The 20294-nt window shown below is 55.8% G+C and carries 17 protein-coding genes and 3 tRNA genes; 7 read left to right on the plus strand and 13 right to left on the minus strand.

Features of this window, described 5'->3' with window-relative positions; all coding sequences use genetic code 11:
* Positions 1 to 11: 11 nt before the first annotated feature.
* Complete coding sequence (locus HMPREF1292_RS00655) at positions 12 to 596, plus strand: Fic family protein (protein WP_255342460.1); 585 nt, start codon at positions 12 to 14, stop codon at positions 594 to 596.
* A gap of 66 nt (positions 597 to 662) precedes the next feature.
* Here HMPREF1292_RS00655 and HMPREF1292_RS00660 read toward each other — a convergent pair whose 3' ends face one another.
* The 8 genes from HMPREF1292_RS00660 to HMPREF1292_RS00695 form a co-directional block, all read right to left on the minus strand.
* Positions 663 to 1595, minus strand: coding sequence for a trypsin-like serine protease (locus tag HMPREF1292_RS00660; protein ID WP_023018304.1), 933 nt, complete (start codon positions 1593 to 1595; stop codon positions 663 to 665).
* A gap of 63 nt (positions 1596 to 1658) precedes the next feature.
* A complete protein-coding gene (locus tag HMPREF1292_RS00665) occupies positions 1659 to 2723 on the minus strand; it encodes a DUF418 domain-containing protein (RefSeq protein WP_021352964.1) in 1065 nt (354 codons plus the stop codon).
* Positions 2724 to 2919: 196 nt separating this feature from the next.
* A complete protein-coding gene (locus tag HMPREF1292_RS00670) occupies positions 2920 to 3621 on the minus strand; it encodes a hypothetical protein (RefSeq protein ID WP_023018305.1) in 702 nt (233 codons plus the stop codon).
* Entirely contained in the window at positions 3621 to 4229 is a 609-nt protein-coding gene (locus HMPREF1292_RS00675) for a thioesterase family protein (protein ID WP_023018306.1), read from the minus strand. The genes HMPREF1292_RS00670 and HMPREF1292_RS00675 overlap by 1 nt, the downstream gene beginning before the upstream one ends.
* A 53-nt stretch (positions 4230 to 4282) precedes the next feature.
* Positions 4283 to 5953 carry an energy-dependent translational throttle protein EttA gene (gene ettA, locus HMPREF1292_RS00680; protein WP_021352961.1) on the minus strand — a complete coding sequence of 557 codons (1671 nt, stop codon included), beginning with the start codon at positions 5951 to 5953 and terminating at the stop codon, positions 4283 to 4285.
* Between the two features lie 118 nt (positions 5954 to 6071).
* Positions 6072 to 6632, minus strand: a complete 561-nt coding sequence (locus tag HMPREF1292_RS10310) for a single-stranded DNA-binding protein (protein WP_023018307.1) — start codon at positions 6630 to 6632, stop codon at positions 6072 to 6074.
* A gap of 241 nt (positions 6633 to 6873) precedes the next feature.
* The gene (locus HMPREF1292_RS10315; RefSeq protein WP_023018308.1) at positions 6874 to 7875 is read right to left on the minus strand and encodes a GDSL-type esterase/lipase family protein; all 1002 of its coding nucleotides are present in this window, start codon (positions 7873 to 7875) and stop codon (positions 6874 to 6876) included.
* 66 nt (positions 7876 to 7941) lie between these two features.
* Positions 7942 to 10221, minus strand: coding sequence for a cytochrome c oxidase assembly protein (locus HMPREF1292_RS00695; RefSeq protein WP_023018309.1), 2280 nt, complete (start codon positions 10219 to 10221; stop codon positions 7942 to 7944).
* 109 nt (positions 10222 to 10330) lie between these two features.
* Between HMPREF1292_RS00695 and HMPREF1292_RS00700 the strand changes: the two genes are divergently transcribed.
* Positions 10331 to 10404: transfer RNA gene (locus tag HMPREF1292_RS00700), tRNA-Arg, on the plus strand.
* A gap of 153 nt (positions 10405 to 10557) precedes the next feature.
* Here HMPREF1292_RS00700 and HMPREF1292_RS00705 read toward each other — a convergent pair.
* A complete protein-coding gene (locus HMPREF1292_RS00705) occupies positions 10558 to 11040 on the minus strand; it encodes a DUF3800 domain-containing protein (RefSeq protein WP_023018310.1) in 483 nt (160 codons plus the stop codon).
* Positions 11041 to 11317: 277 nt separating this feature from the next.
* On the opposite strand from HMPREF1292_RS00705, the gene cmrA reads away from it, so the two are divergent.
* The 4 genes from cmrA (at position 11318) to HMPREF1292_RS00725 (ending at position 13797) form a co-directional block, all read left to right on the plus strand.
* Positions 11318 to 12115 (plus strand): mycolate reductase, encoded by a 798-nt coding sequence (gene cmrA / locus HMPREF1292_RS00710; RefSeq protein WP_023018311.1) that lies wholly within the window; start codon positions 11318 to 11320, stop codon positions 12113 to 12115.
* An 83-nt stretch (positions 12116 to 12198) separates the two neighbouring features.
* Positions 12199 to 12882 carry an oligoribonuclease gene (gene orn / locus HMPREF1292_RS00715; RefSeq protein WP_023018312.1) on the plus strand — a complete coding sequence of 228 codons (684 nt, stop codon included), beginning with the start codon at positions 12199 to 12201 and terminating at the stop codon, positions 12880 to 12882.
* A 49-nt stretch (positions 12883 to 12931) separates the two neighbouring features.
* Positions 12932 to 13007 (plus strand) — tRNA-His (locus HMPREF1292_RS00720).
* Between the two features lie 121 nt (positions 13008 to 13128).
* A complete protein-coding gene (locus HMPREF1292_RS00725) occupies positions 13129 to 13797 on the plus strand; it encodes a GntR family transcriptional regulator (RefSeq protein ID WP_021352954.1) in 669 nt (222 codons plus the stop codon).
* A 3-nt stretch (positions 13798 to 13800) separates the two neighbouring features.
* Here the strand turns inward: HMPREF1292_RS00725 and hrpB are convergent, their stop codons facing one another.
* The gene (hrpB, locus tag HMPREF1292_RS00730; RefSeq protein ID WP_034645377.1) at positions 13801 to 16227 is read right to left on the minus strand and encodes an ATP-dependent helicase HrpB; all 2427 of its coding nucleotides are present in this window, start codon (positions 16225 to 16227) and stop codon (positions 13801 to 13803) included.
* Between the two features lie 92 nt (positions 16228 to 16319).
* Positions 16320 to 17468, minus strand: a complete 1149-nt coding sequence (locus tag HMPREF1292_RS00735) for an Ig-like domain-containing protein (protein ID WP_126849897.1) — start codon at positions 17466 to 17468, stop codon at positions 16320 to 16322.
* A 395-nt stretch (positions 17469 to 17863) separates the two neighbouring features.
* On the opposite strand from HMPREF1292_RS00735, the gene HMPREF1292_RS00740 reads away from it, so the two are divergent.
* Positions 17864 to 17936 (plus strand) — tRNA-Lys (locus HMPREF1292_RS00740).
* Positions 17937 to 18085: 149 nt separating this feature from the next.
* Here the strand turns inward: HMPREF1292_RS00740 and HMPREF1292_RS00745 are convergent.
* Positions 18086 to 18877 (minus strand): enoyl-CoA hydratase-related protein, encoded by a 792-nt coding sequence (locus HMPREF1292_RS00745; protein WP_023018315.1) that lies wholly within the window; start codon positions 18875 to 18877, stop codon positions 18086 to 18088.
* Between the two features lie 65 nt (positions 18878 to 18942).
* On the minus strand, positions 18943 to 20289 hold the full coding sequence (locus tag HMPREF1292_RS00750) for a glutaminase (RefSeq protein ID WP_023018316.1): 1347 nt from the start codon (positions 20287 to 20289) through the stop codon (positions 18943 to 18945).
* Positions 20290 to 20294: the final 5 nt, after the last annotated feature.

The raw sequence follows: 20294 nt of genomic DNA on the forward strand, positions 1-20294 counted from the left end.
GCTTTCTTCGGATGCATGAGCTCAGACTAAGGCCAATTACAGGCGATTTCGACTACGCGCATATGAAGGCAATTCACGGCTACATCTTCCAGGATGTGTATGACTGGGCTGGGGAACCTCGCGTCGGCCCACACGGGTGGATGACTAAAGAAGGCCCTAATGTTTTACACCCAGATGACCCCGATAATCCGACGATGGCTTTCACCTATTATCCGGGCACGGAAATCATGCACGAGGATGCCCGCAAGCAATACCGCAGGCTAGCCGAAAAGAATTATTTGCGCGGCCTGGAAAAACAAGAATTCGTGCAAGAATTAGCTGAAATCTGGGGCGAACTGAACGTCATACATGTTTTTCGCGAAGGCAATACCCGAACGCAGTTCATTTTCTTCGAGCAACTGTGCCGTAAAGCCGGCTACCAGATCGCTTCCGAGCGCTTTGCTGTCCGCGACGAGGCAACCATGCAGCGTGAAGCCGCCGCCGGTAGACCATATTTACGCGAGGCCTTCGTGCACGCCCGATTTTATAGCCAAGCTACCGGCAGCAATAAACGCCTAGCCGAAGTTCTCGACCAGGCGATATCACCCTTGCACTAGCATCGTTGCCTTAGCACCGTTGAGAAAGCACCGCTGGGCTAGCTCCGTTGCACTAGCACTGCCCTACTACTTCTTCGGCTTACGCGCAATACCCAAACCGACAACCAGCGCTACCAGTACCGCACCGCCGCCAAGCAGCCACCAGGTGGTGTTGCTGGAATCATCTGCAGATTCCCCAGCAGCCGAGGCAGTGCTGTCCGTGGAGGTATTGCCGCCGCCCTGCGAAACATTCGCTTCCTCAGAGCTGACGGACTCAGACTGCTCGATCATGGTCTGAATCATCCAGTCGTAGCTTTCGGCTGCAGGAGCCACCACAGATTCCGGAGAAGTTGTCGACTCTGGATCATCTGGGTTAAACGCTGCCGAAAGCACACCGTAAAGCTTGCCGTCCATGAATACCGGTCCGCCGGAATCGCCTTGCTGGAATTCCGCATCATTATCTAGGCGAGCAATTGCAGCCTGCTCACCGCCGAATAACGCGAAATTATTCAGCTCTGTGATTTTGCCATCTGCCTTGGGCAGTTTCTCGGTTTTGCCGGTACCCTCTGAAGACCAGCCATAAGATTCGATTGCGCCCTCAGCCGGGGTTTCTTGCATGATCTCCGGATATTCTTTCAAGCCAATTGGCTCCGCGGTACGAATCAACCCGATATCACCAGCTGGAGCTTTGTACCAGTCCGCAACCTTCACCCGCTTTTGATCATCTCCTTGGCCAATGCGAACGCTACCGCCCGGGGTTTCGGAGTTTTCCAGGCAGTGCCGTGCGGTCACCACCCAATAATCCGCCACCGCGGTACCGGTGCAGTTTCCGTCCTCGTCGCCGTCGTCGCCGATCTGCTCGGAAACCACGGCATTAGCGTGCACACTGTCTTCAGCGAATTGATCACTGATCAAGGCTTGCGCAGGTACGGCAGCAGCCAGTGTGGCACCAAGAGCCACGGTTGGGGCGGCGATGGCCAGCAAACGGGAGGTCTTGGAGTTCTTAGAAGTCTGAGACATAATGAGCTTCTTTCTATACGGAATCGGTATTAGTTATTAGTCGGGTTTATGCTGTCGCAGTGACTATCCACCGTGGTTGCTGCTGTGGTTATCACTTCGCTTGCCACTCAGGCCATTTACGGCCTGGGATCCTGTGCGCGCCACCTTTCCAAGCACGTATTCCAGTGGGCCATAGCGGAAGAACATTGCCCAGATACTCGTGCCGACGACCGCGACCACGACGGTGGCGATGGCCAGCTCTGGGTACTGGGTGGCGATGTGCCCACGGTTGATGATGCCGGCAGAAATCACGTGTCCCAGATACACCGTCAGGGCCATGGATCCCATTGCTTTGAGTGGGAAGACCCAACGATCAGTCTGGACGAGCAGCAGGCACAACAAGATGATGGTGAGCGAGCCCGCTATGGTTGCTAGCCCGTCGACAAGCCCGCCGCTGTGCGGCTTCGCGTCCAAAAATCCGTGCACGGCAATCCCGAGGTTGTTTCGCGTGGCGACGGCATATGCCGAATCCACCCAATCGCGTGCCAACACGCCCAACACGGAAATCACAACCCCCGCAGCAGCAGCTAGGAACCCTCTGGTGGAAAATGGCGTGACCTGCCAGTTATTGGCACGCAACCAGTGCGCAAAAAGCACACCGGCCGCCATGTAGGCCAGCCACATCACGATGGGATACGGCTCACGCAACAACGCATGCAAGGTGGTGTGCAGCGTAATCACGCGCACGATGCCAGATACTGCGAGCAATACGATGAATCCAAAGCTTACCCACTTAGTGGACCAGCGTGGGATTTGCAGTAATGCGAACACGATATACCCAATACCCAGTGCTTTGAGTACCACGATGATGGTTCCGGCGTACGGGGTAACCACGATGCCGATGAGCACGAGAATGACACCACGAATAAAAACATCGACGGCGCCGCGCTTGCTGAATATGATAGTCATCGATATTCCGGAAAGAACCGCGAATAGGGCCGACGGAAAGCCTTCGAGGAACGCTCCAGCGAAACCTTTGAGCGGGTATAAATGTGCGATGATCATCGCCAGCAAGGCGATGCCACGGGCGACGTCAACTCCGATGATGCGCCCCGTGACGGCTGGTGTGTGTTGGACAGTATCTGGCATGTCTCCAACCCTAACGCGTGTTACTGAAAATTCCTTGCAGCATTACTTCCGACTTCCAGGCAGTTCTCTGGCCGAAAGTTCAGAATGCCGAAAAAATACCGCTTACGCTGTGAAACCAGCGTGAGCGGGAATCTTTCTTTAGAAAATAACTGTTACTTTGCGTGGCGTGCCGCTGCTATTACAACCCGACTTGGGGCTAAAACAGCATTGCCAACCCGCGCGCATGGTAGACGCTACCAAAGGGAGCATCTATACGAGCCCAGCGGCCCTGTGCAGAAACCCGCAGGTGACGCGGAATATTCATGGGTGCCGAGAAGCCCGGGATTAGTCCTAAGTTTGTGCAGGCGAAAATCATCCGCATTGGGATTTCTACTTCTTCACTACTGCCAGTACTCGCAGACTGAGGGTTTACTGTGAGTTCACTGTGCATGTCGGTGGCAGTTTCCGGTTTCACGGTAAGTACCGTTTGGTTCATCAAACTCTGCGGTGGGCCCATCGGCCCAGAAAATTGCCGGGCCAGATCCCGGCCTTTATCGGCGAGTTCGCGCACTACATGCACCGGCAAATTATCCAATAATTGGAACCCCTCAGCCGGTGGCAACGCGCCTGGCCAAGAGGTATCACGGGCAGGCCCCAGATGAGTCTGTCCGGTTTCCAAACAATGCAGCAAAGTACTGGCTGCCACCACAGCACCGTCGCGGGATACTGTGCCTTTGATACGGCGGCAAGCAACCACTTCAAAAGGGGTGGTCACGAAAACATCAATGAGGTCACCATCCCCGACGTCGTCTTTGAGAACTCGAAACCGAGCCGACGCGCTCGCGTCCAAGCCAACGGCACGCGAAACCAATGCGCGTAGCCCAGGGCCACCTGCTGTGACTTCGAGGGATTCAGACATTAATCGTCGTAACCAATCTCATCGCCATAATCGACTTCGTCACCGTAACCAACTTCATCGCCGTAGTCGACCTCATCGCCATAGGAAATTTCATCGTCGTAGCTGATTTCATCACCGAGCGAGTCTAACTGGACTCCCCTAGCGCTGGGTCCAGAACCCGATTCTGCTTCTGCTTTATCAGCAGCTTTAGCCAGGGTGGATTCCAAACGCATAACTTCACGTTCTTCCTCCGTCAACGGGCGTGGCATCTGCGTATCCATATCCACAGCCACAGAGACCGTTTCCACCACGCAAGCAATACGCCCGTGTTTATCCTTGATCTCTTGGCGGGTCACAAAAGAAGAATTTCCTACCTCAACGACCTGGGATTCCACCAACAGCACCGAATTGCCTTCCGGCTCAATCGGTTTCCGGAAATCTAGGTCCAGTTTGCGCACAAAAGCAGCAAAATCTTCCATCCCAGCGGGATCAAAATAAGCCTCTTTGTACGCCAGGCGAGCCTCTTGGGCGATTTCCACATAATTGGCGTTCATCACATGCCCATAGCGGTCGAAATCCGACCAGCGCAAAGGCACGCGATATTGATGAATTGCCGGGTTATCTGCCATGGAAAACCTTGGAAACCTTTCTAGAGTGGCTCGCCTGTTACTACCGAGTAGCGTTAGCGAGTCAGCTTACGGTGGGTGACGCGGGATGGACGAGCAGCTTCCTCGCCGAGTCGTTCCACCTTATTCTTCTCATAGTCGCCAAAGTTACCTTCGAACCAGAACCATTGGCCTTCTTCCACGTTGCCTTCCCAGGCCAGAATGTGGGTACAGGTGCGGTCCAAGAACCAGCGGTCGTGGGAAATAACCACGGCGCAGCCCGGGAATTTCTCCAGCGCGTTTTCCAGCGAACCCAAAGTCTCAACGTCCAAATCGTTAGTTGGCTCGTCGAGCAAGATCAGGTTTCCGCCCTCTTTCAGTGTCAACGCCAGGTTCAGACGGTTGCGCTCACCACCGGAAAGCACCTTGGATGGCTTTTGCTGATCTGGGCCCTTGAAACCGAATGCAGAAAGATACGCACGCGAAGGCATTTCGTTCTGGCCCACGTGGATATAGTCCAGCCCTCCGGAGACGACTTCCCAGACGGTTGCTTCTGGGTCAATGTTTTCCCGGTTCTGGTCTACATATGACAGCTGCACTGTCTCACCGACGCTGACCTTGCCCGCATCTGCTTCTTCCAGGCCAACGATGGTTTTGAACAGCGTGGTCTTACCCACACCGTTGGGACCAATCACGCCCACGATGCCATTGCGTGGCAAGGTGAACGACAAATCCTTGATCAAGGTACGGTCGCCAAAACCCTTGGTCAGGTTGTCTGCTTCGACAACCTTGTTGCCCAGACGTGGAGGCGTAGGGATCTGGATTTCTTCGAAGTCCAGTTTCTTGTACTGCTCGGCCTCGGCAGCCATTTCCTCGTAGCGCTCCAAACGCGCTTTGTTCTTCGCCTGACGCGCCTTGGAACCGGAGCGAACCCATTCCAGCTCATCCTTCAAACGCTTACGCAGCTTGGCGTCCTTTTTACCAGCAACCTGCAGACGCTCCTGCTTCTTTTCCAGGTAGGTCGAGTAATTGCCCTCATAAGGGTGCAGCTTGCCGCGGTCAACCTCACAAATCCAGCCCGCAACATTATCCAGGAAGTAGCGGTCGTGGGTCACTGCCAAAACCGCACCCGGGTAGTTTTCCAGGTGCTTTTCCAGCCAGTGCACGGACTCGGCATCCAGGTGGTTAGTTGGCTCGTCAAGAAGTAGCAAGTCTGGTTCCGACAAAAGCAGCTTCGCCAAAGCTACACGACGGCGCTCACCACCGGAAAGGTTAGTGACGGGCTCATCCGAAGGCGGGCAGCGCAGCGCTTCCATAGCCTGTTCAATCTTGGAATCGACTTCCCAAGCATCCGCATTATCCAGGTCTTCCTGGAGCTTGCCCATCTCTTCCATGAGCTCGTCGGTGTAATTGGTGGCCATCTCTTCTGCAATGGCTTCAAAGCGTTGCTTCTTTTCAAAGATCTCGCCGAGACCTTCTTCTACGTTGCCGCGAACAGTCTTTTCCTCGTTCAGCGGTGGCTCCTGCTGCAGGATGCCGACGGTAGCACCCGGATCCAAGAATGCTTCGCCGTTGGATGGCTCAGACATTCCGGCCATGATCTTCAAAATCGACGACTTACCCGCACCGTTCGGGCCGACGACGCCGATCTTTGCGCCGGGGTAAAAAGCCATGGTGACGTCGTCAAGAATGACCTTGTCACCAACAGTTTTGCGTACATTTTTCATCGTATAGATGAACTCGCCCATATTTCCCCTTCGCGAAATTAGGTGGAACGACACTAAATCTTTATCTCTGACGAGAATACATGACTTTAACTGCCGCCCCACCACGGATCCCGCACGATATAGGCGTCACTGTGGCTAGCTAGTGTGCACCGACAGGCACTGCGGCGTTTTCTGTAGCTTGCTTGTTTGCTTTCTTATTATCCGTTGCTGATTGTTCGCCAAACGGAGTCGCTGATTTGTCCGCAAACCCGGATGCAGATGGGCTAGCAAGCGCATCCTGATCAAAGACGACGCCTTCGACGTTAAGAACCACCCCGCCATTATCATCACGATCTGCTTTCCTCTTGGTCAGGGCTGCGGCATAGTGTGCAAGGTCTGGGGCAATGTGGGTGGCCTTCAACACCGTTTTCGAGTGTCGCTTTTCCTCATTATCTTCCCACTGCTGGGTCACCAGTGACCCCACCAGCACTACTGGGTACCCTTTGTGCAAGCTCGCAGCTGTGTTAACAGCCAATTGCCCCCAGGCTTCAACGTCCAGAAACAGATTGTCATAATCCCGCCACCCGGATTCTTGTTCCTCGTCACGCACCGCACGAGAGGAAGCAACGCGCATATCAAGCACGCAATTTCCTCCAGCGACGCGACGCAGGCTGGGCTCTTGGGTAATCCGACCGGTGATGGTGATGTGGTGTTGCGACATAGTGTGCGCTCCCCTTCCAAATCTTTAGGTAACCAACGCGATCTGCGCTGGTAACACCTAGTGTCAGGGGAAACGATGGCCAAACCAATCACGGCGGCCGCCTGGTTGTGAATAAATACAGTTATCCACAGAAATCGCACGAATTGTGCTGGCACAGTTGCACACACAAATACCCTGCCATACCGAAAATTACGATGTGCCAGGGTGTATTATTCGCGCCACCCAAGGCTATATGCGGAAGTTAACGCGCAATTTCAGCAGCAATAGCTTGCGAACCCTTGGTTGTCGGGTGCATAGCCATGGTGTGGGTTGGCGAAGTAATATCCAGCCACACCGCAGATACATAACGCTCAGCATCGGGCGCACAGGTGTGGTGATCACGCGTTGCGGCACGAACGTCGACGAATCGCGCGCCCGCTTCCGCTGCCGCCTCCCGTTGCACATTCGCCAGAGCTGCTTCCACCTGGCGTGCGCCCGGCACGATAAAGCCCAGCGGCTGATTCGGGATCACATTGACGAAGCAAACGTGACCTTGCGGTGAGGAAACACTCAAATACGAAGGTATAGTCACCCGCGCATTCGGTGCGAGCTCACGCACCTGGTGAGTGATATTCGCTACGCGGGCTTTGTAGCGGTCAATCACTGCCTGTGGGTACGGAAATGGAATCTCATCCAATTTAAACCGCCACGGATCAAGGCCGCCCACCGCAATCACAACTTCCTCGGTAGCCGGGCCGATATTGCCATCGCGCACAGCTTGCTCCAGCTGATGCTCAACGACGCTGCGGGAAGTTGCCCCGTTACATGAGTAATCACCCAAGGTACGCCCAGTCATGCCTGCCAACTGACGTGGCCAGTTATCTGGATCCTGCCCACACCCACTCAGGCCTAATTCAACCGGCCGGACGAAACCTTTACCGGAATTACTCGAACTAGACGAAGAACCCAAACTTTCTTGTGGTGTTCCCCGCTGCAACCAGCGGAAACCACGAACGTGGCCGTTAGCGGTAAACGAATCCCCCATTGTGACCAATTGCTTGCCTGGGTTTGTGGAATCCCCTCGCACCCCAACCGCATGGCGGCTAGAGCTTGAACTGGAGCTACCATCTTCTGACGACAAACTGGAGCCTGAGCTCGAGGCCTCTGCCGACGGCGAAGCACCAGCGGTACCTGGCGTAGCAGTCAAACAGAGTGCAGCAGTAGCCAGTGCGCTTAGCGCAACGGCGAGTGGGCTCTTTTTCATAACGAAAAATTCCTTGGTGGTTGACAGTCAGAGGATTGCCGGCAAGTGTTGGCGCGCTCCAAGCCCCTATTCCGGGGCGTTCCCCCAGCCGGAGCCATCCCCGCCACGTTTCCTACGGAAACGGGATTGGCCCATCTCGGATTCGTGATACTCATCCTCGATGTGTTCTCCGCGGCTCATCTTTTCCAACATCGCATTGTATAAATCTAATTCATTACCAGAATCATTACCGAATCCAGAGTCTTTTTTCGGCGTTTTTTCAGACTGTTGAACACCAACAGTTTTCTGTGCATAAAGCCGGTCGTCGTCGGCAAGGTCGTCGTCGGCAAGACCAGAGCCGACGAGGCCTGCGTCGGCAAGGCCAGCGTGGGCGAGATTATGATCTGGCACCCGGTCCATCTCCGCATCGATGGCTTTTTGCTGTTCGCGGTCATAAGTAAACAGCTGTCGGAATAGCTCACCGAATACAACAATCAGCGGGAACGAACCGGCGGCCCAACCAATGCCGGCACCAACGCGCTGATCCGCCAGCAGATCAATCGTCCATGGCAAGTTAATCGAGGTGTAAAACTCCTCACCGTAAATTTCGGTGAGCTGCATCATGTACACGCCCAGGTAGAGGTGAATCGGCATGGAGAAAAACAGCCAGGCCAAACGCACCAACGGCTGCTTACGCCCCGGCAAAGGATCCGGCCCCATGACTTCCCAGAAATAAATGTAGCCAGAAACCAAAAATGCCCAGTTCATGATCACGTGACCGGCGTGATCCGAAATCGCAGCCTGGTACCAATCAAAATTCAAGTACAACGCATAAAACACAAAGATGAATTGCGCGAGGTTCACTGGCGGATAGGTAATAATGGCCAGCCCGCGCGACTGGCAGAACGCCCGAGTCCAATCATGCAGGTTCGGCTTGCCCGCCTCGCCTGGCTCCCAAGCCGTCATGATCAGCGTCAGCGGCGCGCCCAACACCAGGAACACCGGGAAGGTCATCGACAACAACATGTGGCCGATCATGTGCATGGAGAAGGTCGCCGGAATGATCATGCCGACGCCCGAGCTCATAATCACCGCCATGCCGAGTGATCCCAACAAGAACCAGGCAGTGCGACCACGCGACCAGTCGTGCCCGGCGCGACGCGCACGACGAACCGCATATAGGTAGCCTGCGGCCAGCAGGATGCCGAGTGCACTGAACATGACGTCGAAACGCCAGATAGTCCACACATTAAGAATGTCTGGCTCAAATGGGATGTCGTAGCCGACGGTGATTTCCATCGTCGACAAGTTTGGGTCATCCGGTGCAGGTGGCGGGGTGCGCCCCATCGTTACGGCGATGCCTGCAGTCAGTGCCATCACGAGCACTTCTACAACGGCGATTCGCTGGAACACGCGTGGGCGTTGCGCTAATTGTGGGATGCTGCGCTGACGGTGAAGCCAGCCTAGGCCAACGAGGACGATGGTCAACACGGTTTTCGCAGTGATGATCCAGCCGTAGTTCGTCGTAAAGATATGGTGTGGGCCAATACGCAAGGCAGCGTTGACGACGCCGGAAATTGCCATTACTGCCGCCGCAAACAACGCCAACGTGGAATAGCGGCGAACGGCAAGTTCAAGATGCTCGCCGAGGCGTCGCGAGTGTGCGATCAAGGCGGTCAGCCCGCCGATCCACAGCACCATGAACACCAAATGCCAAAGGTAGGAGTTTGTGCCCCAATCGTGGTCACCACCAGATGCCGAGTGGCCTTCCATACCCAGCGGAACGACGGTGAGTACCGCGCCGATGAGCAAGATTGGCTGCATGGTCCAGCGACGTGCGAATAAACCGACGATGCCCACAACAGCAGCCATAAGCGACATGATCAGCCAGGATTTCGCTTCGGCAACCTGGTCTAGGGCCACATTCCAATGTGCGAAGGTACTGAAAAATGGGGTGCCGGAGACATCGGAAAACGTCATCGAGACCATCACCAGTGCGACGACGGCGACACTAAGCAAGCTCAGTGCACCAGTGCGCGCCGCCAGGTGTCCGTCGACGCTGAGGCGCGCTTGGGCAAGACCAAAATTAGGGGTGGGATCGCCTGCAGCAGAAGCGGGCATCCGCGGTGGAATGAGGAATGCGGTAAGCAGATAGGAACCGACGGCGAGCGCGACCAGAATCCAAGCAGCCGCGCGGAAAAATGGCAGACCAAAGGTGGTCAGCATGCCTGGGTCTGGGATACCGAGCGCTGCGAGTGATTCTGCGAGAAATTGCGCAGAAATAATGCCGGCGGCAAGACCGGCGACCAGCAGCATTGCCAAGTACCAGGGCCAGGTGGAACGCACACGAGAGGTCGGGGTAGGCATAGGCTCTAACCTACAACCGATCGCCCGGGATTCTGAACCCGTGTGTCACTTACTTAGACAATCCGGTATAGTTTTTATGCGGATCGGCGCTCATGGGCGCGATCTACCGGCCTCCATAGCTCAGTGGATTAGAGCAACGGGTTTCTACCCCGTCGGTCGCGGGTTCGAATCCTGCTGGGGGCACTTTTAGAGAGGACAAATAAAGAGCGGACTACTGACGATAAATTTTAGTCTCTCATTCCCGAAATGAAGCCCGCCTCACTCTTTCCAACTTATTTCGGTTCGCTGGTGAACTAACTACATTTCCACGTACATCAAAAACCGGTCTCACCGACTTCATGATCTGAGAGTGATGAATTTTGGTTCATTCCGCGAATCAGCCGCTCGCGCAAGCCTATTCAACGATTCCCGCATAGCAGTATTCTCTCGATCTGCAAACTCAGCCGGACCAGAATCTGTTTCTTTCGGAGTTCCTATAGGTTTTTCTGCTGCAAAATAAAAAAGAGCTCCTTCTAATTCACGAAGGTATGAAATTAGCGCACCGACTACTCGCAGATTTTCGGGACGCTCTTCAGCAGCTAATGCGAATAACAGATCAGCCCCTTTCTTTTCCCATCTATTTGGGTCACGCCCGGCAGGTATCTCTGGAGCAAACAACTGGCGTTTCAAATGGGCAAAGCGCGCACCAAACGCTCGTGCGTTATCTACTGGAATAAAAAATCCTCCGTAGCCAAAAGCCGGACTATCAGAGAACCGCCTGTGACTTGTATGAACAAAAGCACCAGGCTGGCCTATTTCGTCAAGATAAGCCAGTAACATAATCCCCTCCCGATTTACATAGCACAGGAGCCCGTGCAGTGCACGGGCTCCCGGAGTTGCTGCCCTGGGTCTTCTTGCATGTGCTCAACCCTGGCTCACAACGATAACAATAGTCTTTGCCGTCAGGAAGCGCAATTACCACCATCTCCAGCCCCGCGCTACTTACACACCAAGGTAGGGTTGAACGCAACAAGACCCCAAGACAGCTACGCAACAGCGACTCCCCAGTGTGCCTTACCTCCGCCACTGCGGTGAGCGCGCATCGTTAAGGAGAACCATGGCTCTTCCCCACCCGCGACCAGAAACCTTTGCCCTGGTCACAGGCGCCAGTCAAGGCATCGGCGAGGCCATGGCACGCGATCTCGCCAAAGCCGGCCACAACCTGATTCTCGTCGCCCGCCGTGAGCAAGTCTTGCAAACCCTTGCCGACGAACTCAGCTCCCACGGCATCACAGCCGAAGTTTTTGCCGCAGACCTGTCCAACTACGACGAAGTCACGGGTTTGTTGGAATACCTGAAAGATAAAAACGTCTCTATCGCAATAAACTCGGCTGGCATTGCAAGCTTTGGCAAATTCGTCGACCAGGATTGGGATTATGAAACCAACCAGTTTCACCTGAACGCCACCGCTGTCCACCGCATCACCAACGCGGTTGTCCGCCCCATGCTAGAGCGTGGTGAGGGCGCGATCTGCAACGTCGGCTCCGCCGCAGGCAATATCCCGATCCCGAATAATGCCACCTACGTGTTCACCAAAGCCGGCGTGAATGCTTTTACCGAGGCGTTGCACTACGAACTGAAAGGCACCGGCGTCAACTGCACGCTGCTTGCCCCAGGGCCTGTGCGCGATGCCGTCGTGCCTGATGAGGAGCAGTCGATCGTCGATAAGGTCGTGCCAGACTTTTTATGGACCACCTACGAGTCATGCTCGGCCGAAACTCTGGAGGCGATGGCAAAAAACCGACGCCGTGTGGTTCCCGGCCCACTGTCGAAGGCGATGAACGTACTCAGCCAAATCGTGCCCGTACCGTTGATCGCACCTTTGGTCGGCAGTTTTTATTCCAAGATGGGTTAGTTGAGATGCTCTGATGGCACCGATAGCGCTGATTAAAACCAACTAAAACCGACTAAATATTTCACCACAGGAAATTCTTGCTTATGACCACTACTAATTCAGAAAATTCCCGGCCAAACGATGAATCACCTGCTGCAGCTAATATCCCAGCAAAAAGCAACCGCCTGGTGTGGATCGACCTAGAAATGACCGGGCTGGACCCGAAGCAGCACGTCATCGTCGAGGTTGCGGCACTGGTCACTGATGCCAACCTGAACATTCTTGGCGACGGCTACTCTGCGGTCATCCATGCCAGCGCAGAAGAACTAGCAAAGATGGATGATGTGGTCGTGCGCATGCACCAAGCGTCTGGCCTGGATAAGGAAATTGCGGAATCTACCACCAGCATCGGTGACGCCGAGCAGGCCGTTTTAGATTTGATTGCCCAACATTGCGAAGCGGACTGGGCCGTTCCGCTGGCTGGCAATTCGATTGCTACCGATCGCCGCTTTATCCAGGAATACATGCCGAAGTTAGACCAACGCCTGCACTACCGCATGGTGGATGTCTCCACAATCAAAGAACTCTCCCGACGCTGGTTCCCGCGTGCGTATTTCCAGCAGCCAGATAAAGGCCAGGCACACCGCGCGCTGGCAGACATTGTGGAATCCATCCGCGAGTTGGATTACTACCGGCGCGCGGTTTTTGTGGATCCGAATCAGCTTTCTAGCACCGATGCAACACGTGCAAAAGAAGCCGCTACCACCACTTACCAGCGGTTTTTGTAAACGCGCGATAATGCGCTAATCTAGTGCGTGCTGCTTTAGAGTAGCGATGGTGGCTGTAGTTCAGCTGGTAGAGCACTAGGTTGTGATCCTAGGTGTCGCGGGTTCGAGCCCCGTCAGCCACCCCAAAGTTTCACCCTCTTGACCGCAGAAATGCGACCAAGAGGGTGTTTTACGTATACCAAGTTAAGTCTACGAGATACTCGGACCAAGGAATTTCCACGGACGCACGCCAAGTAAGCTTGCAGCATGGCCTACGCTCAATTCCCCCAGATTTCTGCTCGCGCAACATCCCTGCGTGATCAAGTCTCCGAGTCCATCCGCGCCGGCCTAATCACCGGCGAACTCGCCCCCGGCGAGATTTACTCGGCGCCACAACTGGCTGCCCAAATGGGCGTTTCAGCTACCCCGGTACGCGAGGCCATGCTGTATTTCGAACGCGAAGGCATGGTCACAAAAATGCGCAATACCGGCTATAAGGTGACCGAGCTATCCGCGGAAACCCTCGACGGCGCAGCCGAAGCCCGCATCCTGTTGGAAGTGCCCACCATGGCGAAAGTCGCGCGGATCTGCACCGGCGAAATCGCAGAAAAAGTCACAGAGCTACGCGCCCTGGCACATGAGCTGAATGACGCCGCCGAGCGCGGCGACCTAGTCTCCTATTTGCAGGCGGACCTGCGCTTCCATTGTGATTTCCTAGCACTAGCCGGAAATCCAGTAATCGTGGAAACCGTATCCAGTTTGCGCACCCGCAGCCGGGTGACTGGCCTGCGTCCGCTCGCCGAGGCCGGCAACCTGGTTGCCAGCTCCCAGGAACACGAAGCCATGATCGACGCTGCGCTCGCACAAGATGCCGCCGCTATGGAAGCCATTGTGCGCACCCATATTGGGCACGTGCGCAAAGAATGGGCTGACTAATCATCAGTTTTTGCGCAGCTTCGCATTCGTTTTCGCCGTCGCGGTTGCCTGCCACGGATTTTCCGGCCACGGGTGCTTCGGGTAACGCCCGCGCATCTCCGCGCGAACCCCGGCATAAGGGCCAGACCAAAAACTCGCCAAATCATCGGTAATCGCGAGCGGCCGCCCCGCCGGTGACAACAGGTGAAACTGCACCCGCTTGCCGCAATACATTGGGGATTCCGTCAGCCCGAAGCATTCCTGTAGCTTGACGCTCGCCACTGGCCGCTCACCAGACCAATCCAGCCACACGCTTCTTCCCGAAGGCACCAGCACCCACTCCGGCGCTAACTCTTCGAGCCGTGTGGCCTCTGGCCACGGTAATAGGCGCTGCAACGCGGGATAAAGATCGATTTTGCTAATCGCTGTGCCCGCGGCAATCTGTTCTAATTCTGGTGCCAACCACATTGCTGGGTCTGCAGCCGCCACATCCGGCCACGGCGAACCGTAGTATTCGTGCAGGTGACGTAGCCGGGCAGAGAAATTACTTGCCGACGCAGACCACTCGAATAATCCGAGCCCGTGTTCCCGAATGCTTTCTGCGACGGCCTCGGCAGCGGCGTCGCCAGTGACCTGCACCGGTGTCGAAGATAACTCGATTGCTCCGGCTCGTCGACGCTTTCTGCCTCGAATCTTGCCACCGTCCACAGTCGCGGTTGTGGTTTCTTTCACTCCTGTGGCCTCCAGGGCATCGTCTTCCGTTATCCGCGCGGCGGACCGGATGATCGCGTTTCCGGCGTTCGACAACGAAATCTCTGCAACCGCAAGCCATTCTGCATCCGCCAGACTGGAATCCGACAACAAGCGCGCCCGCGTGCCGCTCGCCAGAAGATATTCGCGGCTAGTCCCAGCCCCAGAGCTGGGGCTAGCACCAGAGCCCAAGCCAGCACCAGAGTTAGAGCCAGTACGAAGGCCAGATGCCCCGGCCGACACCGCACGCGCTACTTGCTCCGGATAAGCAGCCGCGACCACTGCCCCGGGATCCACCGGGCCTAGGTCCGGCACCAACTTGGCCAGGCGCTGCACCAGTCGTTTCTGTGCAGGCGCACGCGTAATATCACCGCGGGGCTCCTCATCGAGTTTCGCGATAGTCTCCGCAGCCCCGGAACCATAACGCAACAGCGCTGCCCCAAGACGAGGGTCCGTCGGCAAGAGGGCCAATTCTTTGCTGGCGCCAATGCGCTGCAAGGTGGTGCGGGCAGCAGCCATCGCTGTGGCCGGCGGTTGGTCCAACAGAGGGAAATCATCGCCAGCGCCCCAGGTGTCCAAAAATAGGGCGGCTTGTGTCAGGTCTGCACTAAGGATCTCCGGGCTAATATGCGGCGCAAAATGCTGGTAATCCTCTTGCGAATAGCAGCGCACGACAGTCCCCGGCCCCTCACGCCCGGCGCGTCCCGCCCGCTGGTCAGCACTAGATTTGCTGGTCGACGCCGTCACCAACCCCGACATGCCCCGCTGCGCATCTCGGCGTGGCAGCCGAGCCAGCCCTGCATCCACAACAGCACGCACCCCGGGCACAGTCAGTGACGATTCCGCAATGGAAGTTGCCACCAGGATGCGCCTGCTATCGGTGTATAGTGCGCGATCTTGCTCATCGGTGGTTTGCTGCCCGTGCAATGGGAAAACGGGAGTGTTGGCGTCGACAAGCGTGGTCAATTCCGCGCACACCTGGTTAACTTCGCGCACACCGGGCACAAAAACCAGCGTCGATCCCGCGCTTGCCGACGCCTGCTCGGCGGCCTGTTGCGCCAAGTGGCGGTAAAAACTACGTTCGCCTGCCGCCCGACCGGGTGCCGGTGCGTAACTGATCTCCAACGGGTGAATCGCCGCCTCCGTAACATGCACCGGGGCGTCCATGAGCTGGGAAAAACGCTGCGCATCCACGGTGGCAGACATTGCGATAACCCGGAAATCTGCACGCAACTGCGCCAACTCCAGGCACATGCCCAACACCAAATCGGTGTCGAGTTGGCGTTCGTGGACCTCGTCAATTGCAACAGCTGCGACCCCAGGCAGCTCAGGATCGCGCAACAAACGTCGAAGCAGCACCCCGGGCGTGACAAACTCGACGGCTGTGCCGGTTACCGATTCGCCACGAATGGAATGGCCTACGAGCTCCGGCTGTCCAGAAAGTGTGCGCAAACGATGCGCGGCCGCTCGGACGGCAACCCGGCGTGGGGCGGTCACGATGATCTTGCCGACGGAGGATTCTCGCTCGGTGGCGGCATTCTGTGCGGCGTTTTGTGCAGCTTGGTTCGCCAGCGCCGGTGGAATCAGGGTGGTTTTACCGGTTCCGGGTGGGGCTTGCACAACGACGTTGCCTTCGGCAGGCAAACTAGCAATGGTCTCGGTAACAGGCAGGCCTGCGCCGATGCGGGACAGATCAAAGATGCACGTCATAGTTACTCACGCATTCTAGGGCTGGCAGCGTCACTGTTGGGGTTGTCCGCAACAAGGTGGTGCCGCCGCGTCTAACCACACGGTTACCAGGAGCCGATTTCGTTTACGTTGCCCGCTGACCAAGTTTCCCAACTGATATTCCAGTCTCCCAGGCCGTCGTAACCTGACAGGGTTCCACCATCAGTGTTTTTTACCTCGATGACGTCGCCACGCTTCACGGTGTTCATGAACCACTGGGCATCGGCATCGGTGACATTGATACAACCGTGCGAGGTATTCGTTTTACCCTGGGCCCACTCCGACCACGGCGCACCATGCACGTAGATGCCGGAATACGACATTTGCGTCGCAAAGTTCACTTCGGTGCGATAAGCCCCCTGCCCGGTCAACCCGAAAGTCGAGGAATCCATCACGAGCTCATTATGTTGATCGCCCACGAGGTAGGTTCCATTCGGAGTTGGATATTCCGAACGCCCCAGCGATACTGGCACGCTGCGCAGCGTCTGTCCGTTGCGGGTGACGGTCATGGTTTTGGAAGCATTGTCAACGACCGCACGCACATCATCCCCAATGGTGAAGCTGGTGGAATTGTCCTTGCTTCCCCACATGCCATTGCCCATATCAACGCCATAAATATCGGCTTGCACAGTCACGGTGGTTCCTGGCTCCCAATATTCTTTCGGGCGCCAGCGCAGCTCGCTGTTGCTAATCCAATAAAAAGCACCGACGGTGTCATTGGAAGTTTCAATGGTGATCGCATCTTGCACCGCTTGGCGGTCATACACGGTGCCCGCGAAACGGAAATTAATCGTCTGCCCAACACCAACCGTCGAATCGGGCAGTGGCACCATGGCAACGGAAGATTGACTGGACGGCTGGGGCGTCGTGAAGCTAACAGTAGTGGTGTTGCCTTCTACATCAGTTGCTTCGATGGTGTAACTGCGGTTGTAACCCAAGACCTCGTCGGTTTTCCAGGTCTTCCCATCGTCGGAAAGCACGGATTCCACCTCATAGCCGACCTCATTAAGCATGGTGACGGTCTGCAGCTTGTTTTCACCGGTGACCTCTACCGGCACGGTGGGATCAACATCGGTGGCGCCATCTTGCACGCTTACCGACGGCGGAGTCTCCAAATCCTGGCTTCCTGCTGCAGAAGAATGCTGCGTTTCAGAACTGGTATCCGCGCAGGCCGCAAGGCCCAACACCAGCCCTCCAATTGCGAGGGCGGACAATGATTTAGACCAGAAGGTCAACGCGGAACTCCTTTCGCAGCACACAGCTGCATTTTTGTTAATTTTCCTGTTGGCGCCTGCACCCAGGACCATGAAAACTCTGCTAGCGAGCCTAACCCACAATTAATGCTTTCCTGCGCTTCTGCGCAATGAGTTATGCACTTGCAACCGAATCGTTGCATAAACCAGGTGTTATTAATCAATCGTTGTCAGGCCCAGTTTTGTTAACAGCAAAAACAGCACACATAAACCCCACGAGCAAGGAAGAAAAAGCAGGTCAACGGCTCGATTTTTCTTATTCAACAACCACTGCTAGAGTATCTATTCGTTGCGCACGGTACAGTGTTCAACAGTAAGAGTTGAGAAGATGAACACTTCAGATAATCAACACTTACGCGCCATTAGCTCAATTGGCAGAGCAACTGACTCTTAATCAGTGGGTTCGGGGTTCGATTCCCTGATGGCGCACAATACAAGCAGGTCAAGCGGTTGTGAATTCAATCACTTGACCTGCTTCTTCGTTGTTACCTGATTACCAGGGCTCCACGCCGGGGTAAACAGAGTAAACAACAAAGGGATACAGACTTTCGGCTCGCCCAGGTTACTAGCCATAGTAGCTAAAACCTGGGCGCACGACGCTCCACGAAAGCCTGCACCCCCTCACGGTGGCCGTCAGTGCGCAGCAACTTCGGCTGCTGGACCGCCTCATCCTCCAACGTTTGCGACAACTGCCCCAGGCAAGCCGCATTCACTCCGCGCTTAGTAGCAGCCAGCGCTTCCGGCGAAGAGTTGTGCAGCACTGCCGCGCATTCACGGGCCACGGCCAAGGCAGCGCCATCGTCGGCAAGCTCCGCTAGCAAACCGGCGCTCTGGGCAGCAGGCGCCGGCAAAGGCTGCTGTAACAAGGCCATGCGCATCGTCACCGCACGCCCCAAAGACGCCGACAGTGTTTGCATCACGCCACCGTCGGGAAGCAAACCAATCCGACCGAAGGGCAGCACGAAGAACGCACTCTGGGCTGCTACCACCAAGTCGCAAGCTAAAGCCAACGACGCCCCCACCCCGGCAGCAGCGCCTTCCACCGCTGCAATGACCGGCACCTCGGCCTCAACGACGGCTCGGATCATGGCATTGAGCTCGCCCATGGACGTCTGGATTTGTTCGTCACTAGCACCAGTCAGAGATTCCCCTGCGGTCAAATCCAACCCGGAGCAAAAATGCGCTCCGGCACCGGTAATCACAATGGCACGAACAGACCTTTCGGCTGCTGCATCCGTGATGGCTTTCGCAACCTCCCCGAAAGCGGTATGCGTAAGAGCATTGCGTTTATCTGGGTTATGCAGCGTAATTATTGCCAAATTGTCAGCAATTTCTTGCTGTACGAGCTGCTGGGGCTGCTGTTCGGGCATTATGTTCACTCCTAGTGTGGGCTGCTTTGCACCACACTAGCAAAGAATTAGTGACCCAGCACACATCAATCTTCCCAGGCGGGAGGCTGCGGTCCTTCGTCTGGGTCCGGGCAATCGTCGTCATGATAGCGATCGTCTTCCCGCTCAGTAGCAAACGGCGCGGATTCCTGCTCATTGACATGAATCTCCGTGCCATCCACCGTGCGGTAATCCGGCACATGATCGTCTGGGTCCACAATCGAGATTCGGAAACCTTTTTCTTCCAGCAGGTGCATACCTTCTTTGAGCAAGAACCGGCCCATGCGGCGAATACCCGACACGCGCGTCATATCGAAAATAACGTGGTCCCCGGAAATCTCGTGCTGCGACAACTCGTACAAGATGGATTCTGCAGAGTTGAAGTTAATCATGCCCTGCAACGTGACGACGGTGTCTTCCTGGTAGGTCACGATCGAGCGCACCGCATCCACTCCGGCGCGGTCATCCGCTGCCATCAAGTGCAAGCCCATGTCTTTCGAAAGCAGTTTGAAAATACGGACGCCACGAACAGAATTACCGTATTCATTCAAGCGCGGAGAATATGAGGCAAAACCCAACTGCCCAGGCAAAGTACCCAGCAAACCACCCGAAACACCAGATTTTGCGGGAATGCCCACATGCGCCATCCAACGCCCAGCCTGGTCGTACATTCCCGCTGAACTCATCACAGCCAAGGTTAAGCGGCAAACATCTGGCTCCAGGACACGCTTGCCGTTCAGCGGATGCACGCCACCATTGGCTAACACTGCGGACATGAAGGCCAAATCGCGGGTCGTCACCATGACCGAGCATTGCGCGGTGTAACTAACGACAGCATCGTGGGCGTCGTCCTGAATAATGTCGTAATTGCGCAGCATGTGTGCCAATGACAAGTTACGGTCAGCGTATTGCAGCTCGGAATCGCAGAGATCATAGTCCACCCGCAGCTGGCGGCAGGCCATCTCAGACAAGAACGCGCGGATCATTTCAATCCGGTCTTCCACCGTAGCGCCAGTCCCGCCGATCAACTGGGTCACGGCAATCGCGCCCGCGTTGATCATCGGGTTTACCGGGCGGTGGCCTTCCCGGTCCAGGGAAAGCTCATTGAACGCTTCACCCGACGGTTCCATGCCGACGATCTCACTGACCACGTCGATGCCATGCTCTTGCACAGCCATCGCATAAATAAACGGCTTAGAGATCGATTGGATGCTGAATTCCACCTCGGCATCACCGGCGCTATAGATATGCCCTGAGGTGGTACACATCGCCGCACCCAAGGAATTTGGATCTTTATTCGCCAGTTCAGGAATATAGTCGGCATTAGAACCGGCGTCTTGGTAGCGAACCTCGTCCAGGATGGTGTCGAGGTAGGAAGAAATTGGTGCTTTCACAATCA

Origin of the sequence: Corynebacterium sp. KPL1995 (assembly GCF_000477935.1) — a bacterium.
Classification (GTDB): Bacteria; Actinomycetota; Actinomycetes; order Mycobacteriales; family Mycobacteriaceae; genus Corynebacterium; species Corynebacterium pseudodiphtheriticum.

Coding starts and splice junctions, on each gene's coding strand:
- HMPREF1292_RS00655 (WP_255342460.1), top strand. CDS start 12: ATGCATGAGCTCAGACTAAGGCCAATTACAGGCGATTTCGACTACGCG.
- HMPREF1292_RS00660 (WP_023018304.1), bottom strand. CDS start 1,595: ATGTCTCAGACTTCTAAGAACTCCAAGACCTCCCGTTTGCTGGCCATC.
- HMPREF1292_RS00665 (WP_021352964.1), bottom strand. CDS start 2,723: ATGCCAGATACTGTCCAACACACACCAGCCGTCACGGGGCGCATCATC.
- HMPREF1292_RS00670 (WP_023018305.1), bottom strand. CDS start 3,621: ATGTCTGAATCCCTCGAAGTCACAGCAGGTGGCCCTGGGCTACGCGCA.
- HMPREF1292_RS00675 (WP_023018306.1), bottom strand. CDS start 4,229: ATGGCAGATAACCCGGCAATTCATCAATATCGCGTGCCTTTGCGCTGG.
- ettA (WP_021352961.1), bottom strand. CDS start 5,953: ATGGGCGAGTTCATCTATACGATGAAAAATGTACGCAAAACTGTTGGT.
- HMPREF1292_RS10310 (WP_023018307.1), bottom strand. CDS start 6,632: ATGTCGCAACACCACATCACCATCACCGGTCGGATTACCCAAGAGCCC.
- HMPREF1292_RS10315 (WP_023018308.1), bottom strand. CDS start 7,875: ATGAAAAAGAGCCCACTCGCCGTTGCGCTAAGCGCACTGGCTACTGCT.
- HMPREF1292_RS00695 (WP_023018309.1), bottom strand. CDS start 10,221: ATGCCTACCCCGACCTCTCGTGTGCGTTCCACCTGGCCCTGGTACTTG.
- HMPREF1292_RS00705 (WP_023018310.1), bottom strand. CDS start 11,040: ATGTTACTGGCTTATCTTGACGAAATAGGCCAGCCTGGTGCTTTTGTT.
- cmrA (WP_023018311.1), top strand. CDS start 11,318: ATGGCTCTTCCCCACCCGCGACCAGAAACCTTTGCCCTGGTCACAGGC.
- orn (WP_023018312.1), top strand. CDS start 12,199: ATGACCACTACTAATTCAGAAAATTCCCGGCCAAACGATGAATCACCT.
- HMPREF1292_RS00725 (WP_021352954.1), top strand. CDS start 13,129: ATGGCCTACGCTCAATTCCCCCAGATTTCTGCTCGCGCAACATCCCTG.
- HMPREF1292_RS00745 (WP_023018315.1), bottom strand. CDS start 18,877: ATGCCCGAACAGCAGCCCCAGCAGCTCGTACAGCAAGAAATTGCTGAC.